The organism is Gordonia crocea (assembly GCF_009932435.1).
GTDB classification, from domain to species: Bacteria; Actinomycetota; Actinomycetes; order Mycobacteriales; family Mycobacteriaceae; genus Gordonia; species Gordonia crocea.
This window is the reverse complement of record NZ_BJOU01000019.1, coordinates 100,033-118,255: the sequence shown is the minus strand read 5'-3', so window position 1 is coordinate 118,255 and position 18,223 is coordinate 100,033. Positions and strand designations below refer to the sequence as shown.

Sequence of the window (18,223 nt, the reverse complement as noted above, 5' to 3'; positions counted from 1 at the left end):
CGGCTCAGACGACTGCGGTGACCGACGCGGCCCGGCCGCGGTCCTCGCGGCCCAGCCAGGCGATGGCCTCGGCCACCAGTTCCGCCTGGTCAGATGGTTGCCGTGCGCGCAGTTGGGCCGGCATCAGGCTCAGCAGCGCCGCGGAGAGCGCGGCAAGTTCGGACAGCCCGGCCGCGGCGATGACCCGGTCGTAGTCGCACACCCGCTCGCGCAACTGTCCATACGTCACCGACTCGCCATCCCACCGGATGGCGGTCAAGCGCGGCGTCACGCGTCCGCGCTCGTCGATCAGGACGATGAGATCGTGCATAGGGGCCACCTGGTTTCGGCTCGACACCCCCGCTGGGGTGCTTGGCCCCATTGTGGTCCGCCGCCGCGCCGATTCCGGTGAGCGACGGGCGGGTGTCACGTGTTTGCCGCAAATCCGTGACCGAACCGCGCGACTCCTACGACAGCGCCCGGCGGATCTGCGGCCAGGACGCCTTGAGTTCGCGCTGCCAGTAGCCCCACGAGTGGGTGCCGGTCGGGCGGACCACCACGGTCGCCGGGATGTGCAGGGCCCGCAAGCGCTGGGCCATCTGCGCGCTGCACAGGTCCATGGCGGCCTCGATGCCGCCGCCCAGGACGACGCGGTCGACGAGTTCGCCGTCGACGTCGGCGGGGCTGTGGACCACCTCGTCCTGCCCCGGCAGCCCGGTCATCGAGGAGAGGTAGATCGAGATGCCCCGCAGCTTGGCGGCGTTGACGTACGGGTCGTGCCGGATCCAATCGGGACCGTCCAGCGGCCCCCACATGTTGACGACGTTGCCGCCGCCGCGACCCTCGACGACCTGCTTGATGTACTCCTGCCCCACCGGATCGCTCGTGCGCGCACATCCGCTGTACGACGCGACGACGCGGTAGAAGCCGGGACGGACGACGGCCAGGTTGAGCACCGACGTGCCCGCCATCGAAATGCCGGCCGCGCCGTTGGCGCCGGTGCTGCCGAGTTTGGCGTCCAGTACCGGCGGCAGCTCGCGCGTCAGGAACGTCTCCCACTTGTTGCGCCCGAGCTTGGGGTCGTCGCGCAGCCAGTCGGTGTAGTACGACAGCTTGCCCTTCAGTGGCGTCACGACGTTGACGTGCTTGTCGGCGAAGAACCGCATGTAGTCGGTCTTGTCCGCCCAGTTGCCCTCGCCCTCGCCACCGGCGGCGCCGTTGAGCAGGTACAGGGTGGGTGCCGGCTTGGCGCGGTCCCGCGGCACCAAGACGTCGAGGGGGATGTTGCGCCGCATCGACGGGGAGAATGCGGTGATCCGCAGGTGCTGGGCACCCATGGACTGCACGGACACGATCCGGGCCACCGGCGCGGCCGCGGCGGGGCCGGCGGCCACCACCGCCGTCAGCGAGGTCAGCAGTGCGCCGCCCACCGCTGCCGCGGAACGCAGGTGAGTCAATACGGCCATGTGCATCCTTTTGCTCAAGTCAAATACTTCCGAAGGGTACCGTTCAGCGCTCGTTCGATCTGTACCCCAAACAGCGCAAACCCTTCGGCGGTGCCCATCGCACCGTGCTCGACGTCGGCGTCGACGACCGACATCTGCCCGTCCACGCGGGCGGCCCAGTACTCGACGAGGCTGCTCGGATCACCTTTGCCGCGCATCGCGCGGATGAAGAGCACCGACCCCCCATAGCGCCCGGGTTCGTAGGACTCCAGCAGGTCGGCACCCGCGTCGAGCGCGTCGACCATCCGGCGGACCTGCTCGCCGGGGGCGGCGCCGACGGCGGCCAACTGCGCCCCGATCGTCTCCTCGGTCGAGGCCGCGGGATCGACGTCGGCCGCACCGAGACCGCCGGCCATCGCATCGATACTGGCGCGCAGATCCGCGACGACGGCGTCGTGTTCGGCCCGCGACACCTGCGCGGTGTAGGCCGAGCCGGCGGCCGGGTCCATCAAGCCGAGGAAGGCGACCTCGTCACCGCCGTGGCGCAGCAGCCGCGCGACCTCGAAGGCGATCACACCGCCGAGGGACCAGCCGAGGAGGTGGTACGGCCCCTCGGGGGCGATCGCCTTGATCTCCGCGACGTAGCGCTGCGCGAATTCCCCGATGCTGCCCATCGGCGTCTCACCGGCGACGACGGCAGGGTTTTGGAGCCCGTACACCGGGCGCCCCGGGAGGTAACCGACGAGTTCGCCGTAGGCCCACGCCAACCCGTCGGCGGGATGGATGCAGAACAGCGGCGGTTCGACTCCGGTGCTGCGCAACCGCACCACCACCCCGCTGGCGCGGAGGTCGTCGCGGACCGCCTGGGCGAGGTCGCGGGGCGAGGGGTGCTCGAAGAGTCGGGGCAGTTCCACGGCGACGTCGCGCTCGGCCAGCCGGGCGATCAGCCGCATCGCCGAGAGCGAATTGCCGCCCAGTTCGAAGAACGACTCGGTCGCCGAGGCCCGGTCGACGCCGAGCACGTCGGCGAACACCGCGGCGATGGTCTCCTCCAGCGCCCCGTCGGGGGCGACGTATTCGCCGGCGAGCGCCCCGAAGTCGGGGGCGGGCAACGCTTTTCGGTCGAGCTTGCCCGAGGTTCCCAGCGTGACGCGCTCCAGCGGCACCCACAGCCCGGGCCGCATGTACTCGGGCACGCGCGCGGCCACTGCCGCGGCGACGGCATCGAGGTCGACGTCGGCCGGGGCCACATACCCGACGAGGAACTCGCCGCCGCCCGGTGCGCGGGCCACCGTCGCCGCCGCGTGCACGACGCCGGGGGCCGCGGCGATCGCCGCCTCGATCTCGCCGAGTTCGACGCGCTGGCCGCGCAGCTTCACCTGGAAGTCGGTGCGGCCCAGGTATTCGATCTCCCCGTCGTCGTTCCAGCGCACCAGGTCGCCGGTGCGGTACAGCCGGTCCCCCGCCCCGCCGAACGGATCGGCCACGAAGCGCTCCGCGGTCAACCCGGGACGGGTGGCGTAGCCGCGGGCCACCTGCACGCCGCCCAGGTACAGCTCACCGGCCACGCCGACGGGCACCGGGCGCAGTCGGGCGTCGAGCACGTAGGTGGTGGTGTTGGCCACCGGCACGCCGATGGTCACCGAGTCGGCACCCCGGTCGACGCGGGCCTGGGTCACGTCGACCGCGGCCTCGGTCGGCCCGTACAGGTTGATCAGGGACGCCTGCGGCAGGGCGGCGAGCACCTGCTGGGCGACCGCCGGGGGCAGCGCCTCGCCGGAGGTGATGATCTGCCTCAGCGACGTCAGGCCGGCCAGCCGGTCGCCGGTGACGTCGGCGAACACCGACAGCATCGACGGCACGAAGTGCACCACCGACACCGATTGTCCGGCGATCAGCCCGGCCAGATAGCCCGGGTCGCGATGCCCGTCGGGTCGGGCGACCACGAGCGGGGCGCCGAGCACGAACGGCAGGAACAGCTCCCACACCGACACGTCGAAGGTGTACGGCGTCTTCAGCAGGAACCGTGCGCCGGCATCCAACCCGTTGTCCTCGGCCATCCATGCCAGCCGGTTGCGGACCGCGCGGTGGCCCACGGTGACGCCCTTGGGTTCGCCGGTGGATCCGGAGGTGAACAGGGTGTACAGCGCGGTCGCGGGGTGCAGCGGCGCGATCCGCTCGTCGTCGGCGATCGGCGGGGTCGCCGGGTCCACCGCGACCGAGGCATCGACGGTCAGCACGTCGGCGCCGGTCAGGCCGACCACCGGTTCGGGAAGGGCCACCGGGGCGACGAGCACCGTTCGCACCCCCGCGGTCGCGGCCATCGACCGGGCGCGCGCGGCCGGGGTCTCGACGTCGATCGGGACGTACTGTCCGCCCGCGGCCACCACCGCGTGGATCGCCACCAGCATCTCGGCGCCGCGGTCCATGCAGACCGCCACCGCCGTGTCCGGGCCGATTCCCCGCGCGATCAGCTCGCGCGCCAGGACGGCCACCCGGGCGCCGAACTCGGCGTAGGACAGCTGGCGATCGCCGACGATGAGCGCGGTGGCCGTCGGGTGGTGCGCGACGGTGGCGGCCACCGCGTCGGCGACCGACCCGGTCGGCACCGGGGTCACCGGCCCGCGGGATCGGGCGAGCGCGGCCTCGCGCCCGGCGTCGTCGAGCAGTGACACCTCGCCGGCCCGCGTCGAGGGCGCCTCGGCCAGGGTCTCGAGCAAGCGCACCACCATGGCGCCGAACTCGCCGACCTGCGCGGCACTGAACGCCTCCGGCAGGTATTTGAGGGTCACCGTGAGGGCATCCCCGTCGCCGGCGGTGATCATGTTGAGCGGGTAGTGCGTGGCGTCGCCGAACTGGGCGTCGACGATCCGCGGGCCGTGCTCGCCGGTGCCCGCGGCGGTCAGCCCGTCGGCATCGACCGGATACGACTCGTGCACGACGAGGGTGTCGAAGGCGACGCCGTCGGCGACCGCGGCGATCTCGGGCAGCCCGATGAAGTGGTAGTCGAGCAGGGCGACCTTGTCGTCGTGGAGGCGGCCGACGATCTGCTCGAGCGTCATGTCCGGGTCGACGTCGACGACGACCGGCAGCGTGTTGATGAACAGGCCGACGACGGTGTCGATGCCGTCGATGTCGGCCGGGCGGCCCGATACCGTCTCACCGAACGTGACTACCCGGTTGCCGGTCCGCTGGGACAGGAACAGGGCCCACGCCGCCTGCAGCAGAGTCGAGACGGTGACGCCGGCGGTGCGCGCGGCCCGGTCGACGGCCGCGGCGAGTGCGGCGGGCACCGGTACGCGCAGTGATGCGGGCAGGGCGTCGGCCTCAACCCGCGCACCGGGGGCGATGAGGGTGGGACCCGAGGCGGGATCCAACACGCGGCGCCAGACGTCCAGGCCGCGCCGGGTGTCGCGCCGCGCGATCGACCGCAGGTAGTCCTTGAACCCGGCCCGCCCGGCGCCGCTCGGAGTGAAGGTCGAACCCGTCGTGTAGAGCGCCAGCAGGTCGGCGAAGACCAGCGGCGTCGACCACCCGTCGAGGACGAGGTGGTGGGCGACGAACAGGACGTCGGTGGCCTCGCCGCGCCGCATGACGACGAAACGGAGCAGCGGCGCGTCGGCCAGATCGAAGGGATCGGCGAGTTCCCGGTCGACCAGGGCGTGGACCGCCTCGTCGTGGGCACCGGCACCGAGGTCGACGACCCGCCACGGCACGCCGACCCGCGGCGCCACGACCCCGACCTGCGCGCCCGAACCGGTGGTCACGAAAGCCGAGCGCAGCACCGGGTGCGCGTCGAGGAGGCCGGCCGCCGCCGCGTGCAACCGGTCCAGGTCGAGCTCCCCGGCCAGCCGCAGCAGCGCCGAGACCACGTACACGTCCGGCGCCCCGGTGGACGCCGCGACGACCGAATGGAAGTACAGGCCCCGCTGCAGGGGCGAGAGTCCCCACACGTCGGCGCCGGGGTGGCCGGCGGCGATCGCGTCGAGGTCGGCCTGGGTGACCAGGGCGCCGGGCACGTCCGACGGCGACAACCCCGGATCGGCTGCAGCCACCGCCTCGACCAGTTGCCGCAGTTCGGCGGTCCACCGCGCGACCAGGTCGCGCACCTCCTCGACGCCCAGCATCGACACCGGGTAGCGGATGTCGGCGGTCAGCATCGGCCCGTCCGCGCCCGCGCCGGCCACCGCGTTGATCGTGAGCGGGCTCATCATGTCCAGCTCGCCCGCGATGCTTCCCGGCAGCGCGGGGGCGTGCGGGTCGGGCATCATCGCCACCACGGTGTCGGCGTCGGCCGCCGCGGCGGTGCGGGCCCCGAGGTAGTTGAAAGTGATCGCCGGCAACGGCCGCTCGGCCAGCGGCGAGTCGTCGGCGTAGCGGAGCAGCCCGTAGCCCAGCCCATCTGCGGTCCGCCCGAGCCGCTCCTCCTTGGCCGTCTTGACCGCGTGGACGACGTCGCGGCCGGGGTCCAGCCGCAGCGGGGCGATGCTGGTGAACCACCCGACGGTGCGCGACAGGTCGGCGCGCCGCGGATCGGCACCAGTCTCCAGCACGTCCTCGTAACGTCCGTGCCCCTCGGAGAGCACGGTGATCGGCGCCTCGTCGTCGATCCCGCGCGCGGCCTGCCAGGAACGCACCGCCCGCGCCAACGCACCCAGGAGCACATCGGCGGTGTTGGCCTGCCCGAATGCGGCCGGAACGCTGGTGAGCAGCGGACCGACGAGGTCGCCCGGAAGGCTTGTTTCGAGTGCCGCGGTCGACCGCCAGCGGACCGTCCCGCCGTCGTCGCCGACGGCCAGGACGGTTCCGCGTTGCGGGGACCGCGCCAGCCAATAGTCGAGCTCGGCGGCCACCTCGTCGCGCCGCTCGTCGAGGGCGGTGAACCAGGACCGCGCCGAGGTGTGCTCCGCGGTGATCGGCACCGGCTGCCCGCTGGACACGCGCGCCCACTGTGCGGCCAGGTCGCCCACCAGCATCGGCCAGCTGACCGCGTCAACCGCGAGGTGGTGGGCCACGACCACGAGTCGGGCGCCGTCGAGGCCGCGCACGAGTGCGGTCTGCACCAGCGCCCCGCGGGCCGGCGCCAGGCGCCGCGCGGCCTGCGCATGCGCGTCGACCAGCGCCTGCTCGAAGGCCGGTGTCCCCACGGCGGCCTCGACCACGGTCTCCCCCGCCCGGTCGGGGACGGCGTCGGCACCGGTGGTGAGGCGCCAACCGCCCGCGGAATCGTCGAGCCGGGCGCTGAGCATGGGGTGTACCCGGATCAGCGCCGACACCATCTCGTCGAGGTGGTCCGGGGTCAGCGCATCCGGGGCGATCAGCACGATCGACTGGTTGAAGTCGTCGAAGGATCCATCGGCGGCGGCGTCGATCATCCACCGCACCACCGGTGGCAGCGGGGTGAGACCGGCCGGGCCGCCCGGCGGTTCGGCGAGCATCGGGGCGCGGTCGAGGCCGGCGTCGACCGCCCGGGCCATCGCCCGGACCGTCCGGTGCTCGAAGATGTCGCGCGGCGTCAGCACCACGCCGGCGCCACGCGCGGCCGAGGCCAGCTGGATGGACATGATCGAGTCGCCGCCGAGGGCGAAGAACGAATCGGTGACGCTGACCCGGTCGACGCCGAGAAGCCCGGCGATCGCCGCGGCCAGCGCCTGCTCGGTGGAGGTTTCCGGTGCCGCGTACTCGCCGCCGAGGGAGGTGAAGTCCGGTTCGGGGAGGGCCTTGCGGTCCAGCTTGCCCGCCGAGCCGAGGACCACGTCGTCGAGTGGGACCCACACACTGGGCCGCATGTACTCCGGGACGCGGGCGGCGACGACGGCGGCCACCTCGTCCAGGTCCACATCGGCCGGGGCCACATACCCGACGAGGAACTCGCCGCCGCCCGGCGCCGTCGCCACCGTCGCGGCGACGTGCACGACGCCCGGCGCGGCGCTCATCGCCGCCTCGATCTCGCCGAGTTCGACGCGCTGGCCGCGCAGCTTCACCTGGAAGTCGGTGCGCCCGAGGTATTCGACCTCGCCGTCGACGGTGCGCCGCACCAGGTCGCCGGTGCGGTACAACCGGGATCCCGGTTCGCCGAACGGGTCGGCAACGAAGCGTTCCGCGGTCAATCCGGGCCGATCGGCGTAGCCGCGGGCCACCTGCACGCCGCCCAGGTACAGCTCGCCGGGGACACCGACCGGGACCGGCCGCAGCCGGGCGTCGAGGACCATCAGCGTCGTGTTCCACACCGGCCGCCCGATGGTGACCGGGTCGGGGACGCGCGACACGTCGCTCCAACTGACCTCGACCGCGGCCTCGGTCGGTCCGAACAGGTTGTGGACCGAGGTCTGCGGGAGGGCGGTCCGGGCGGCCCGGACCTGCGCCGAGGTGAGGGCCTCACCGGAGGCGAACAGCCACTTCACCGACGTCAGCCGGGCGAGTTGCCGGTCGTCGATGACCTCGAGGAAGACCGACAGCATCGACGGCACGAAATGGACCGAGGTGGCCCGCGACGATTCGATGAGGTCGGCGATGTATTCCGGGTCGCGGTGGCCGTCGGGCCGGGCGATGACGACGGTGGCACCGCTCATCACCGGGCCCATCAGTTCGGGCACCGAGACGTCGAAGGTGTACGGGGTCTTGAGGATCACGCGGTCGCCGGCCGACCACGCGAAGGCGTCGAGTCCCCAGCGCAGCCGGTTGAGCACCGACCGGTGCGACACGGTCACGCCCTTCGGTTCCCCGGTCGATCCGGAGGTGAACAGCGTGTACGCGGCATTGTCGGGGTGCTGGCGGGCCCGTCGCCGCACGGCACCCGCCGATACCTCCGGAGCCTCGGCGGACTCGGACGCGGCGGACACATCGGGCGCGGCGGACGCGTCGACGGTGATCCGGCGTACCGCCGGGTCGAGGCCGGCCAACGGCGCGGGCGGATCGCCCACCGGCACCAGGAGCACCGCGACGCCTGCGGTCGCGACCATGGTCGCGGCGCGGTCGGCGGGTGCCGCGGTGTCGATCGGCACGTACTGTCCGCCGGCCGCCAGCACCGCGTGCACAGCGATCATCAGTTCGGGCCCCCGGGGCAGGCAGAGCCCGACGGCGCGTTCGGGTCCGACTCCGGCGTCGACGAGCCGGTCGGCCAGCTCGCCGATGCGGTCGCCGAACTCCCGATAGGTCATGTCGCGGCCCTCGTAGGCGAGCGCGACCGCGTCGGGGGTTGCCGCGATCTGTGCCGCCACCGCGTCGGCGATCGTCGCGTCGGCGACGGCCACCGCGGCTCCAGCCGAATCGGCCAGGATCGCGCTCTGCTCGGCCGGCGACGCCAGTGCGGCATCGCCGACCGCGGCCGTCAGATCGCCGGTCAACTCGCCGAGGGCGCGGACGAACCGCTGCGCGAACCGCGATGCGGTCGACTCGTCGAACAGGTCGGTGGCATACACCAATGAGCCGCTCCAGGCGCGGTCATCCGAGGTGGAGACGGCCAGCAACAGATCCTGCTGGGCCGGCGTCGAATCGACGTCGACCGGCTCGATCCCCAACCCGCCGGTCTCCAGCGCGGCCGTCCCCGCCGCCGGGTCGAAGGACAGCATGACCTGTGCCAACGGCGCGAAGGCCTCGCTGCGCACCGGGTCAACCGCGTCGACGACGGCTTCGAAGGGCACGTCGGCATGGGCAAAGGCGTCCAGATCGGTGTCGCGGATCTGGCGGACGAGGTCGCCGAAGGACATCGACGGTGACACTCGGGCGCGCAGCACCAGCGTGTTGACGAACATGCCGACGAGGGGTTCGAGGTCGCGCTGGCCGCGTCCAGCGACCGGCGTGGCGACGGCGATGTCGTCGGTGGCCGACAACCGTGCCAGGACGACGGCGAGCGCCGCGTGGGCGACTATGAACGGCGTTGCACCCAGCTGCGCGGCCACGTCGGCGACGCGCCGTCCGATCGCCGGGTCGATCTCGAAATCGAATCGTCGGCCGCGGCCGGAGGCGACCGGCGGACGGGGCCGGTCGCCGGGCAGGTCCAGCACGTCGGGCAACCCGGCCAGAGCCTTGGTCCAGTACTCGAGTTGGCGGCCGATGACCGTCTCGGGGGTGCCCGGGACGGGGGCGCCGGTGGCCGGGTCGAAGCCCGCCCCCAACGCGTCGTGCTGCCAGATCGCGAAGTCGGCGAACTGCACGGCCGGCGCGGCGGTGCCGGGTTCGGTGCCGGCGGCCCGGGCGTCGTAGGCGGTGAGGAGGTCGGTCAGCAGCGGCGCCATCGACTCGCCGTCGGCGGCGATGTGGTGCACCACGATCGCGACGAGGTGTTCGCGCGGGCCGACGGCCAGGACCCGCGCCCGGATCGGCCACTGCGCGGCCACGTCGAATCCGGCCATCGCGGCGGCGTCGAATTCGTCGCGAGAGGCGACAACCGCCCAGTCGAGGTTCCCCTCGACCGCACCCGCGTCGGCGATCCGCTGGTAGGGCGTACCGTTCTCGGCTTCGACCGTGGTGCGCAGCACCTCGTGGCGGCGCACCACGTCGGCGACCGCGGCCCTCAGCGCGGGCACGTCGAGATCACCGGTGAGCCGCAGCACCAGCGGGATGTTGTAGGCCGGCGAGGCGGGGTCGAGGGTGTTGATGAACCACATCCGCCGCTGCGCGAAGGAGAGCGGGATGCGCACCGGGCGCGGGGACACCGCGGCCACCGGCCGCACCGCTTGACCGCGGCCGCCGAGCGCGGCGGCGAGTTGGCGCACCGTCGGGGCCTCGAAGACGTCGCGGATCGACACCTCGACGCCGAGGTCGTCGGCAATCCGGTTGACCAGGCGCATCGCCGACAGCGAGTTGCCCCCGACGTCGAAGAAGGCGTCGTCGGCCCCGACGCGGTCCAGTCCGAGGATCTCGGCGACCGCGGCCGCGATCACCGTCTCCGCGCGTCCGCGGGGTTCGACATATTCGCCGGCGGTGGGCACCGGCACGGGTAGTGCCGCGACGTCGAGTTTTCCGACCGGGGTGCGCGGCAGGTGGTCGATGACGGTGAGGGTGGCGGGCACCATGAACGCCGGCAGCCGGGTCCCGGCGAAGGCCTTCAGTGCGGCTGTGTCCAGGCCGGGGTCGGCCACGACGAAACCGGCCAGGGCCGTCACCGGCTGCGACCCGAGGCCCTCGGCCCCGGTGCCGAACACCGCCGCCGATTCGACCCCCGGGTAGTCGGCGAGGACCGATTCGATCTCCCCGGTCTCGATGCGCAGGCCGCGCATCTTCACCTGGCCGTCGCCGCGTCCGGCATACTCCACGACGTAGTCGTCGCCGACGCGCACCCACCGCACCAGGTCGCCGGTGCGGTACATCCGGGCCCCCGGTGCGCCGAGCCCGCTCGGGGCGGCGACGAAGCGCGACGCCGTGAGTCCGGGGTCGCCGGTGTAGCCGCGCGAGAGGGCCGAACCCAGGACGTACAACTCGCCCAGCGCACCGACCGGGGCGGGGGCCAGGTTCGCGTCGAGGACGACCAGTCCGACGCCGCCGATCGGCGGACCCAGGCGCACCGGTTGTCCGGGCGCCATCGGCGCGCTGATCGTGATGCCGATGGTGGTCTCGGTCGGGCCGTACAGGTTGTGTACCGCGGTGTGCGGGGCCCAACGCTGCACCACCGACCCGGGGACGGCTTCGCCGCCGACGGCGAGTCCGGCCAGGTCGGGGACCGCCTCGGGGTCCAGGGTGGACAGCACCGTCGGGGTCAGGAACGTGTGGGTGACCCGGTGGGCCGCCATGAAGCCGGCGAGTCGGGTGCCGCCCACCGCGTCGACCGGCCGGTAGGCCAGCGTGCCCCCGTTGCGCACCGCCAGCAGGTATTCCAGCACCGAGGCGTCGAAGCTCGGCGAGGCGAAGCCGAGGACCACCGGCGCGTCGCCGGCGTCGAGGCGGGCCGACTCCTGGGCTGCGAAGTTCGCCAACCCCGTATGGGTGACCGCCACCCCCTTGGGCCGCCCGGTCGAGCCGGAGGTGAAGATCAGGTAGGCGAGGTTGTCCGCGGCCACCGGTACCGACTCGGCGGTGGTCAGCGGGGCCTCGTCGAGGGCGGCAAGCTCGTCGCCGAGCTCCGCCGGCACCGACCAGTCGACCACGCCGGCCGGCAGGCCCGGGCGCGCCGCACCGGTCGTCAGGCCCAGCATCGCGCCGCAGTCGGCGACCATGCCGGCCACCCGGTCGGCCGGGTAGTCGGGGTCGATGGGGACGTAGGCGGCGCCGGTCTTCGCCACCGCCCAGATTGCGACGAGCAACTCAGCCGACCGCGGCAGGGCCAGCGCGACCGCGGTCTCCGGCACGGCACCGCGCGCCGCCAACCACCGCGCCAGCCGGTTCGACCGGCGGTCGAGCTCGGCATAGGTCAGGGCCGTCCCGGTGCCGTCGACGACGGCGGTGCGGTCCGGCCAGCGCCGCGCCGCGTCGGCGAACACCTCGCGCAGCACCACCGGTTCGACGGCCGGTCCGCCGGTCGCGGGGACCAACCGGGCCGATTCGTCGGCGGTCAGCACACCGACCCGCGCCACCGGTGTGTCCGGCTCGTCGGCCAGCGCCGCGAGCAGGCGGATCAGCCCGTCGGCGAGGCGCTCGACGGTGGCCGGCTCGAACAGGTCGACGGCGTAGTCGATCCACCCGGACCAGCCGCCGGTCCCCGTACCGGCCGTTCCCGTGTCTTCGGTCCCCGCTTGCGTGACGCCGACGAGGAGGTCGACCTTGGCCGGGACGTCGCCGGTGTCAACGGGGGTCGCACTCACCCCGGCACCCAACGGCAGGGATCCGACCGCGCCGCCGGGGTCGGCGACGAAACTCAACCACACCTGGGTGAAGGGTTCGAAGGCCGTCGAACGCACCGGATCGAGCTCGTCGACAAGCATCTCGAACGGCACGTCGGCATGTGCGAAAGCGGCGGTGTCGACCTCGCGGACGTCGTCGAGGAGCTCGCCGAGGGTGGCACGGGCACGCACCGGCGTCCGCAGCACGAGGGTGTTGACGAACATCCCGACGAGGGGTTCGAGGACTTCCTGACCGCGGCCGGCGACCGGGGTGCCGATGGCGATGTCTGCGGTTCCCGACATCCGGGCCAGCAGGGCCGCCAACGCGGTGTGGACGACCATGAACGGGGTGGCCCCGCGGCTGCGGGCCAACCGCGCCACCGATGCGGCCACCGGCGCCGGAACGGTGAAGTCGATCCGCGCCCCCCGACCCGACGACGCCGCCGGCCGCGGGTGGTCGGTCGGCAGTTCGAGGAGTTCGGGGAGTCCTGCCAGTTGCTCGGACCAGTACGCCAGTTGGCGTCGGACCACCGACGTTTCATCCGACGGCGAACCGAGCACGCGGTGCTGCCAGATCGCGTAGTCGGCGAATTGGACGGGCAGCGGGCGCAACGGCGCCGATGCTCCCCCGGTGCGGGCGGTGTAGGCCGTGACGAGGTCGCCGACCAGCGGTGCAATCGATTCGCCGTCGGCGGCGATGTGGTGGAGGACGACGGCGAGCAGGTGCTCGTCGGCAGCCGCCGGGTCGCGCCACAGCCGGGCACGGATCGGCCACCCGGCGGCGAGGTCGAATCCCGTCGTCGCCGCGGCGATCACCTGGTCCTCGGTGTCGACGACGGCCCAGTCCAGGCGGTCGCCGACCTCTGCGGCGGCGTCGATGCGCTGGTAGGCCGTGCCGTCCACGTCGGGGAAGGTGGTGCGCAAGACTTCGTGCCGGGTCACGACGTCGACCAGCGCGCCGCGCAGCGCCTCGACGTCGAGCGGCCCGGTCAACCGGAGCACCGCGGGAATGTTGTAGGCCGGCGAATCCGCGTCGAGCCGGTTGATGAACCACATCCGCTGCTGGGCGAACGACAGCGGGATCCGCTGCGGCCGCGGCGACACGGCTTCGATCGCGCCGAGGGCCGGTACGCGGTCGGCCGAGAGCTTGACCAGGTCGCGCACCGTCGGGGCGTCGAACAGGTCGCGGGCGGAGAAGTCGACGTCGAGGGCGGCGCCGGCGCGGGCGACGATGCGCATGGCCGACAGGGAGTTGCCACCGACGTCGAAGAAGGATTCGGTCACCGACACCTGGTCCACGCCGAGAACCTCGGCGAAGACGGCGGCAACGGCCTCCTCGGCCGGCGTCGCCGGCGCTTCGTACTCGGTGGGCGCCGTGTTGAAGTCGGCCTTCGGCAGGGCTTTGCGGTCGAGTTTCCCGTTCCCGGTCAGCGGCAGCCGGTCCACGACCATCACCAGGTCGGGAACCATGTAGCGGGGAACCGCGGCGGCGGCGGCCTCGCGCACCTGGGCCGGGTCGACCGGCGCGCCGGGATCGACGGTGACATATCCGACCAGCAGGTCGCCGCGGTGGGGGTCGACGACGACCGACGCCGCGGCGCCGCGCACGCCGGGCGCGGCGAGCAGGGCGGCCTCGACCTCGCCGTACTCGATGCGGAACCCGCGCAGCTGTACCTGGCCGTCGGCCCGACCGAGGTATTCGACGTCGTCGCCGCGACGACGGGCGAGGTCCCCGGTCCGGTAGAGCCGCGACGCGGCGCCGCCGCCGGCGAACGGGTTGGCGACGAACCGCGTCGACGTCAGGCCCGGCCGCCTCAGATATCCCTGCGCCAATTGTTCGCCGGCGACATACATCTCGCCGACCACGCCGTCGGGTACCGGGCGCAACCGATCGTCGAGGAGGTGGATCGCCAGCGACGACAACGGCCGGCCGATGAACGACGGGTCGGCGGCACTCACCGAAGTGCGGTCGATGGGCCGGAAGCTGACGTGCACCGTGGTCTCGGTGATGCCGTACATGTTCACCAGTTGCGGGTCGTCGTCGCCGCGCGCCGGGAACTCGTCGAACCAGCGGCGCACCTGTTCGAAGCGCAGTTCCTCGCCGCCGAAGACCAGGTAGCGCAACGCCAATGCCCGGTCGGGGTGGTCGCGGCGCGCATCGATGAACTGGTAGAAGGCCGAGGGTGTCAGGCTCAACACGGTGACCTGCTCGTCGGCGAGCAACCCGACGAAGGCGTCGGCGTCGCGGGCGATCTCCCGGTCGACGATGACGACCGAGGCCCCCGACGCCAGCGCCCCCCACATCTCCCACACCGCGAAGTCGAAGGCGTAGGAGTGGAACAGGGTCCACACGTCGTCGGACCGGAGGTCGAAGTCGTCGGCGCAGGCCGCCATCAGGGCGACCACGTCACCGTGGGTGACCTCCACACCCTTGGGTTCGCCGGTGGATCCCGACGTGTAGATGACGTAGGCGCGGGACTGCTCGGGCACGGCGACGGGCTGGCGCACCGCCCCGGCGTGCTCGGCGACGAGGTCGTCGACGTCCAGGGTCCGGGCCGCCACCGCCGAGTCGGCCCACAGCGGGTGGTGCGCCGTCGAGGCGTCGACCAAGACCACCGGGACGGCGGCGTCACCGAGGATGAAACCCAATCGGTCGACGGGGTTGGTGAGGTCCAGGGGAAGGTAGCCGGCCCCGGATTTGAGAATGCCCAGGATCGACGACACGAGATCGGCCGACCGCGCCGTCGCGAGGCCGACGAGGTCGCCGCGGCGCACCCCCGCGGCCTCGAGCCCGGCGGCGATCGCCTCCGAGCGCGCATCCACCTCGGCGTAGGTCAGTGCCGTCCCGCCTGCGCGCACCGCGACCGAATCGGGGTGGGCGGCGGCCGACGCGGCGAACACGTCGACCAGCGTCCCGGTGGCCGCGGCGGGGCGCACCGGGGCCGGCAGGCCCGCGAGCCAGGCCTTCTCCTCGTCGGCGAGCAGGTCCACGTCGCCGACCGGTGCGGCCGGGTCGGCGGTCACCGCGTCGAGCAGGGTGACCAACCGGCGGGCGAAGGCGGCGACGCGGTCGGCGTCGAACAGGTCGGTGGCATAGACCAGCGTGCCCCGCCACGGCGCCGAACCGTCGTCGGCGACGTCGACGTAGACGCCCAGGTCGTAGGGCGCCGGCACCTCGTCGAGTTCGACCTCGCCCAGTACGAGGTCGCCGAGGTCGACCGACAGCCGGTCGCCGGCGGCCTCGGTCACCGCGAGTACCACTTGCGCCAGCGGGCCGAAAGCCTCGCTGCGGACCGGGTCGACGGCTTCCACCACGGCTTCGAACGGCGCATCGGCGTGGGCGAACGCATCCAGATCGCCGCGTTTGACCCGGTCGAGCACCTCGTCGAAAGACTCCCCCGAGTCGGTGCGGGTCCGCAGCACGACGGTGTTGACGAACATGCCGACCAGCGGGTCGAGCACCGCCTGGCCGCGACCGGCGACCGGCGTCGCCACGCTCACGTCATCGGTTCCGCCAAGTCGGGACAACAGGACCGCGACCGCGGCATGGGCGACCATGAACGGCGTGGCACTGCGGGACCGGGCGAACGCGGCGATCCGCTGTGCCAGCGGCCCCGGGATGTCGAAGCCCAGGGTCGCCCCCCGGTGTGAGGCCACCGTCGGCCGGACACGGTCGGCGGGCAGGTCGAGGACGTCGGGCGCCCCGTCGAGGCGGGTTCGCCAGTACTGCAGCTGGCGGCCGATGACGCTGTCGGGGTCGTCGGGCGATCCCAGTGTCTGATGCTGCCAGAGCGCGAAGTCGGCCACCTGGACCGGTAGCGGCGCGAACGCGGGTGCGGCGCCGGCGTGGCGCGCCTCGTAAGCGACGACCAGGTCGCCGATGAGCGGCCGCATGGATTCGCCGTCGGCACCGATGTGGTGGGCGACGACGGCGAGGACGAACTCGTCGGAGTCGACGCGCCACAGCCGGACCCGCAGCGGGGTGTGGTGGGCCACGTCGAATCCGGTGGTCGCCGCCGACAGCAGCTCCGTCTCGGTGGTGACCACCGCCCAGTCCAGCCCCGCGGCGGCCTCGTCGGCGGGGATGATGCGCTGGTAGGGCACGCCGTCGTCGGCGGGGAACGTGGTGCGCAGCACCTCGTGGCGGGTGACGACGTCGACCAGCGCGGCGTGCAGCGCCGCCTCGTCGAGTCGCCCGCGCCCGCGCAGCACTGCGGCGATGTTGTAGGTCGGCGCGGCCGGATCGAGCTGGTTGATGAACCACATCCGCTGTTGGGCGAAGGTCAGCGGGATCCGCGCCGGGCGCGGCTCCGCGCGGACGATCGGCGCCAGTGCGGTATCGGCGCTACCGGCGGCGCGGACCAGGTCGCGCACCGTCGGGGCGGCGAACAGGTCGCGCACCGACAGCTCGACGCCCAGGGCCTCCCCCGCCCGCGCGACCGCGCGCATCGCCGAGAGCGACGTCCCGCCGATGTCGAAGAAGACGTCGGTGACTCCGATCCGGTCGACGCCGAGGACCTCGGCGAAAACCTCGGCGACGGCGCGTTCAGCATCGGTCTGCGGGGCCACGTACTCCCCCGCCAATGCGTCGAAGTCCGGTTCCGGCAACGCTTTTCGATCCAGCTTGCCGGCACTGCCCAGGGTGACATCGGTCAGCAGCGTCCACAGGCTCGGACGCATGTACTCGGGCAGCGCGGCGGCGGTGTGGGCCTTCACCGCGTCGAGGTCGACGGTCGCGGGCGCGACGTAGGCAACCAGGAAGTCACCGCCGCCGGGTGCCTCGGTGACGGTGGCCGCCGCGTGGACGACGCCGGGGGCGCCGGCGATCGCCGACTCGATCTCACCGAGTTCGATCCGCTGGCCGCGCAGCTTCACCTGGAAGTCGGTGCGTCCGAGGTATTCAATCTGCCCGGCACCGGTCCACCGCACCAGGTCCCCGGTCCGGTAGAGCCGCGCGCCCGGTTCGCCGAACGGGTCGGCGATGAACCGTTCGGCGGTCAGGGCCGGCTGGCGGGCGTAGCCGCGGGCGATCTGCACCCCGCCCAGGTACAGCTCGCCCGGGGTGCCCGGCGGGACCCACTGGAGGTAGTCGTCGAGGATGTAGGCGCTCGTGCCCGGCACCGGCGCACCGATCGGCACGGTGGCGTCGCCGGGACGCACCTGGGCCACGATATCTTCCACGGCGGCCTCGGTCGGGCCGTAAAGGTTGAACAGTTGCGCCCCCGCGAAACGCCGCAGCAGTTCCTGGGCGACCGGCGGGGGCAGCGCCTCGCCCGAGGCGAACAGCATCCGCACCGAGGTCAACTCGCCGATCCGTTCGCCGAGGACGTCGAGGAAGGCCGCCGCCATCGAGGGCACGAAATGGACGACGGTGATCTGCTCGCGGCGGATCAACTCGTGCAGGTAGCCCGGGTCGCCGTGGCGTCCGGGTTCGGCGATCACCAGGGTGGCCCGCAGGATGGCCGGCAGGAAGAGTTCGGGCACCGACACGTCGAAGGTGATCGGCGTCTTCTGCACGAAGACGTCGGAACCGTCGAGCGAGCGCCAATCGCGCATCCAGGCCAAGCGATTGACGATCGCGGCATGCTCGACCGTCACCCCCTTGGGTTCGCCGGTGGAACCGGAGGTGAACAGCGTGTAGGCGGCATCGGTCGGGCGCAGCGGGCGGCGGCGATCGGCGTCGGTGACCGGTGCCGCGGTGAGGTCGGCCGGCTCGTCGGTCCGCACGGCCTGCACCTCGAGGCCCTCGATACCGGCCAGCGCGGGGGGCACCGGCCCGTCGGGGACCAGGGCCAGCGCGACCTGCGCGGTGGCCAGCATCTTGGCCGTGCGATCGGCGGGCGCATCGCCGGCGATCGGGACGAACTGGCCGCCGGCGGCGACGACCGCGTGCAGCGCGACGAGCAGTTCCACCGACCGCGGGATCACGACGGCGACCGCGACCTCGGGTCCGACGCCGCGCCCGATCAGTTCCCGGGCAAGGACCGCCACCCGCGCGTCGAATTCCGGGTACGACACCCGCCGGTCGCCGAAGACCAGGGC

At 72.8% G+C, this 18,223-nt stretch carries 2 protein-coding genes and 1 pseudogene; all 3 read right to left on the bottom strand.

Annotation, left to right across the window (positions count from 1 at the left end; all coding sequences use genetic code 11):
• Positions 1 to 4 precede the first annotated feature (4 nt).
• Entirely contained in the window at positions 5 to 310 is a 306-nt protein-coding gene (locus nbrcactino_RS17275) for a hypothetical protein (protein ID WP_161928689.1), read from the bottom strand.
• 136 nt (positions 311 to 446) lie between these two features.
• Positions 447 to 1,445, bottom strand: a complete 999-nt coding sequence (locus tag nbrcactino_RS17270) for an alpha/beta hydrolase (RefSeq protein ID WP_161928688.1) — start codon at positions 1,443 to 1,445, stop codon at positions 447 to 449.
• A 14-nt stretch (positions 1,446 to 1,459) separates the two neighbouring features.
• Positions 1,460 to 18,223 (bottom strand): annotated as a pseudogene (locus tag nbrcactino_RS17265) (amino acid adenylation domain-containing protein); the annotation flags it as partial.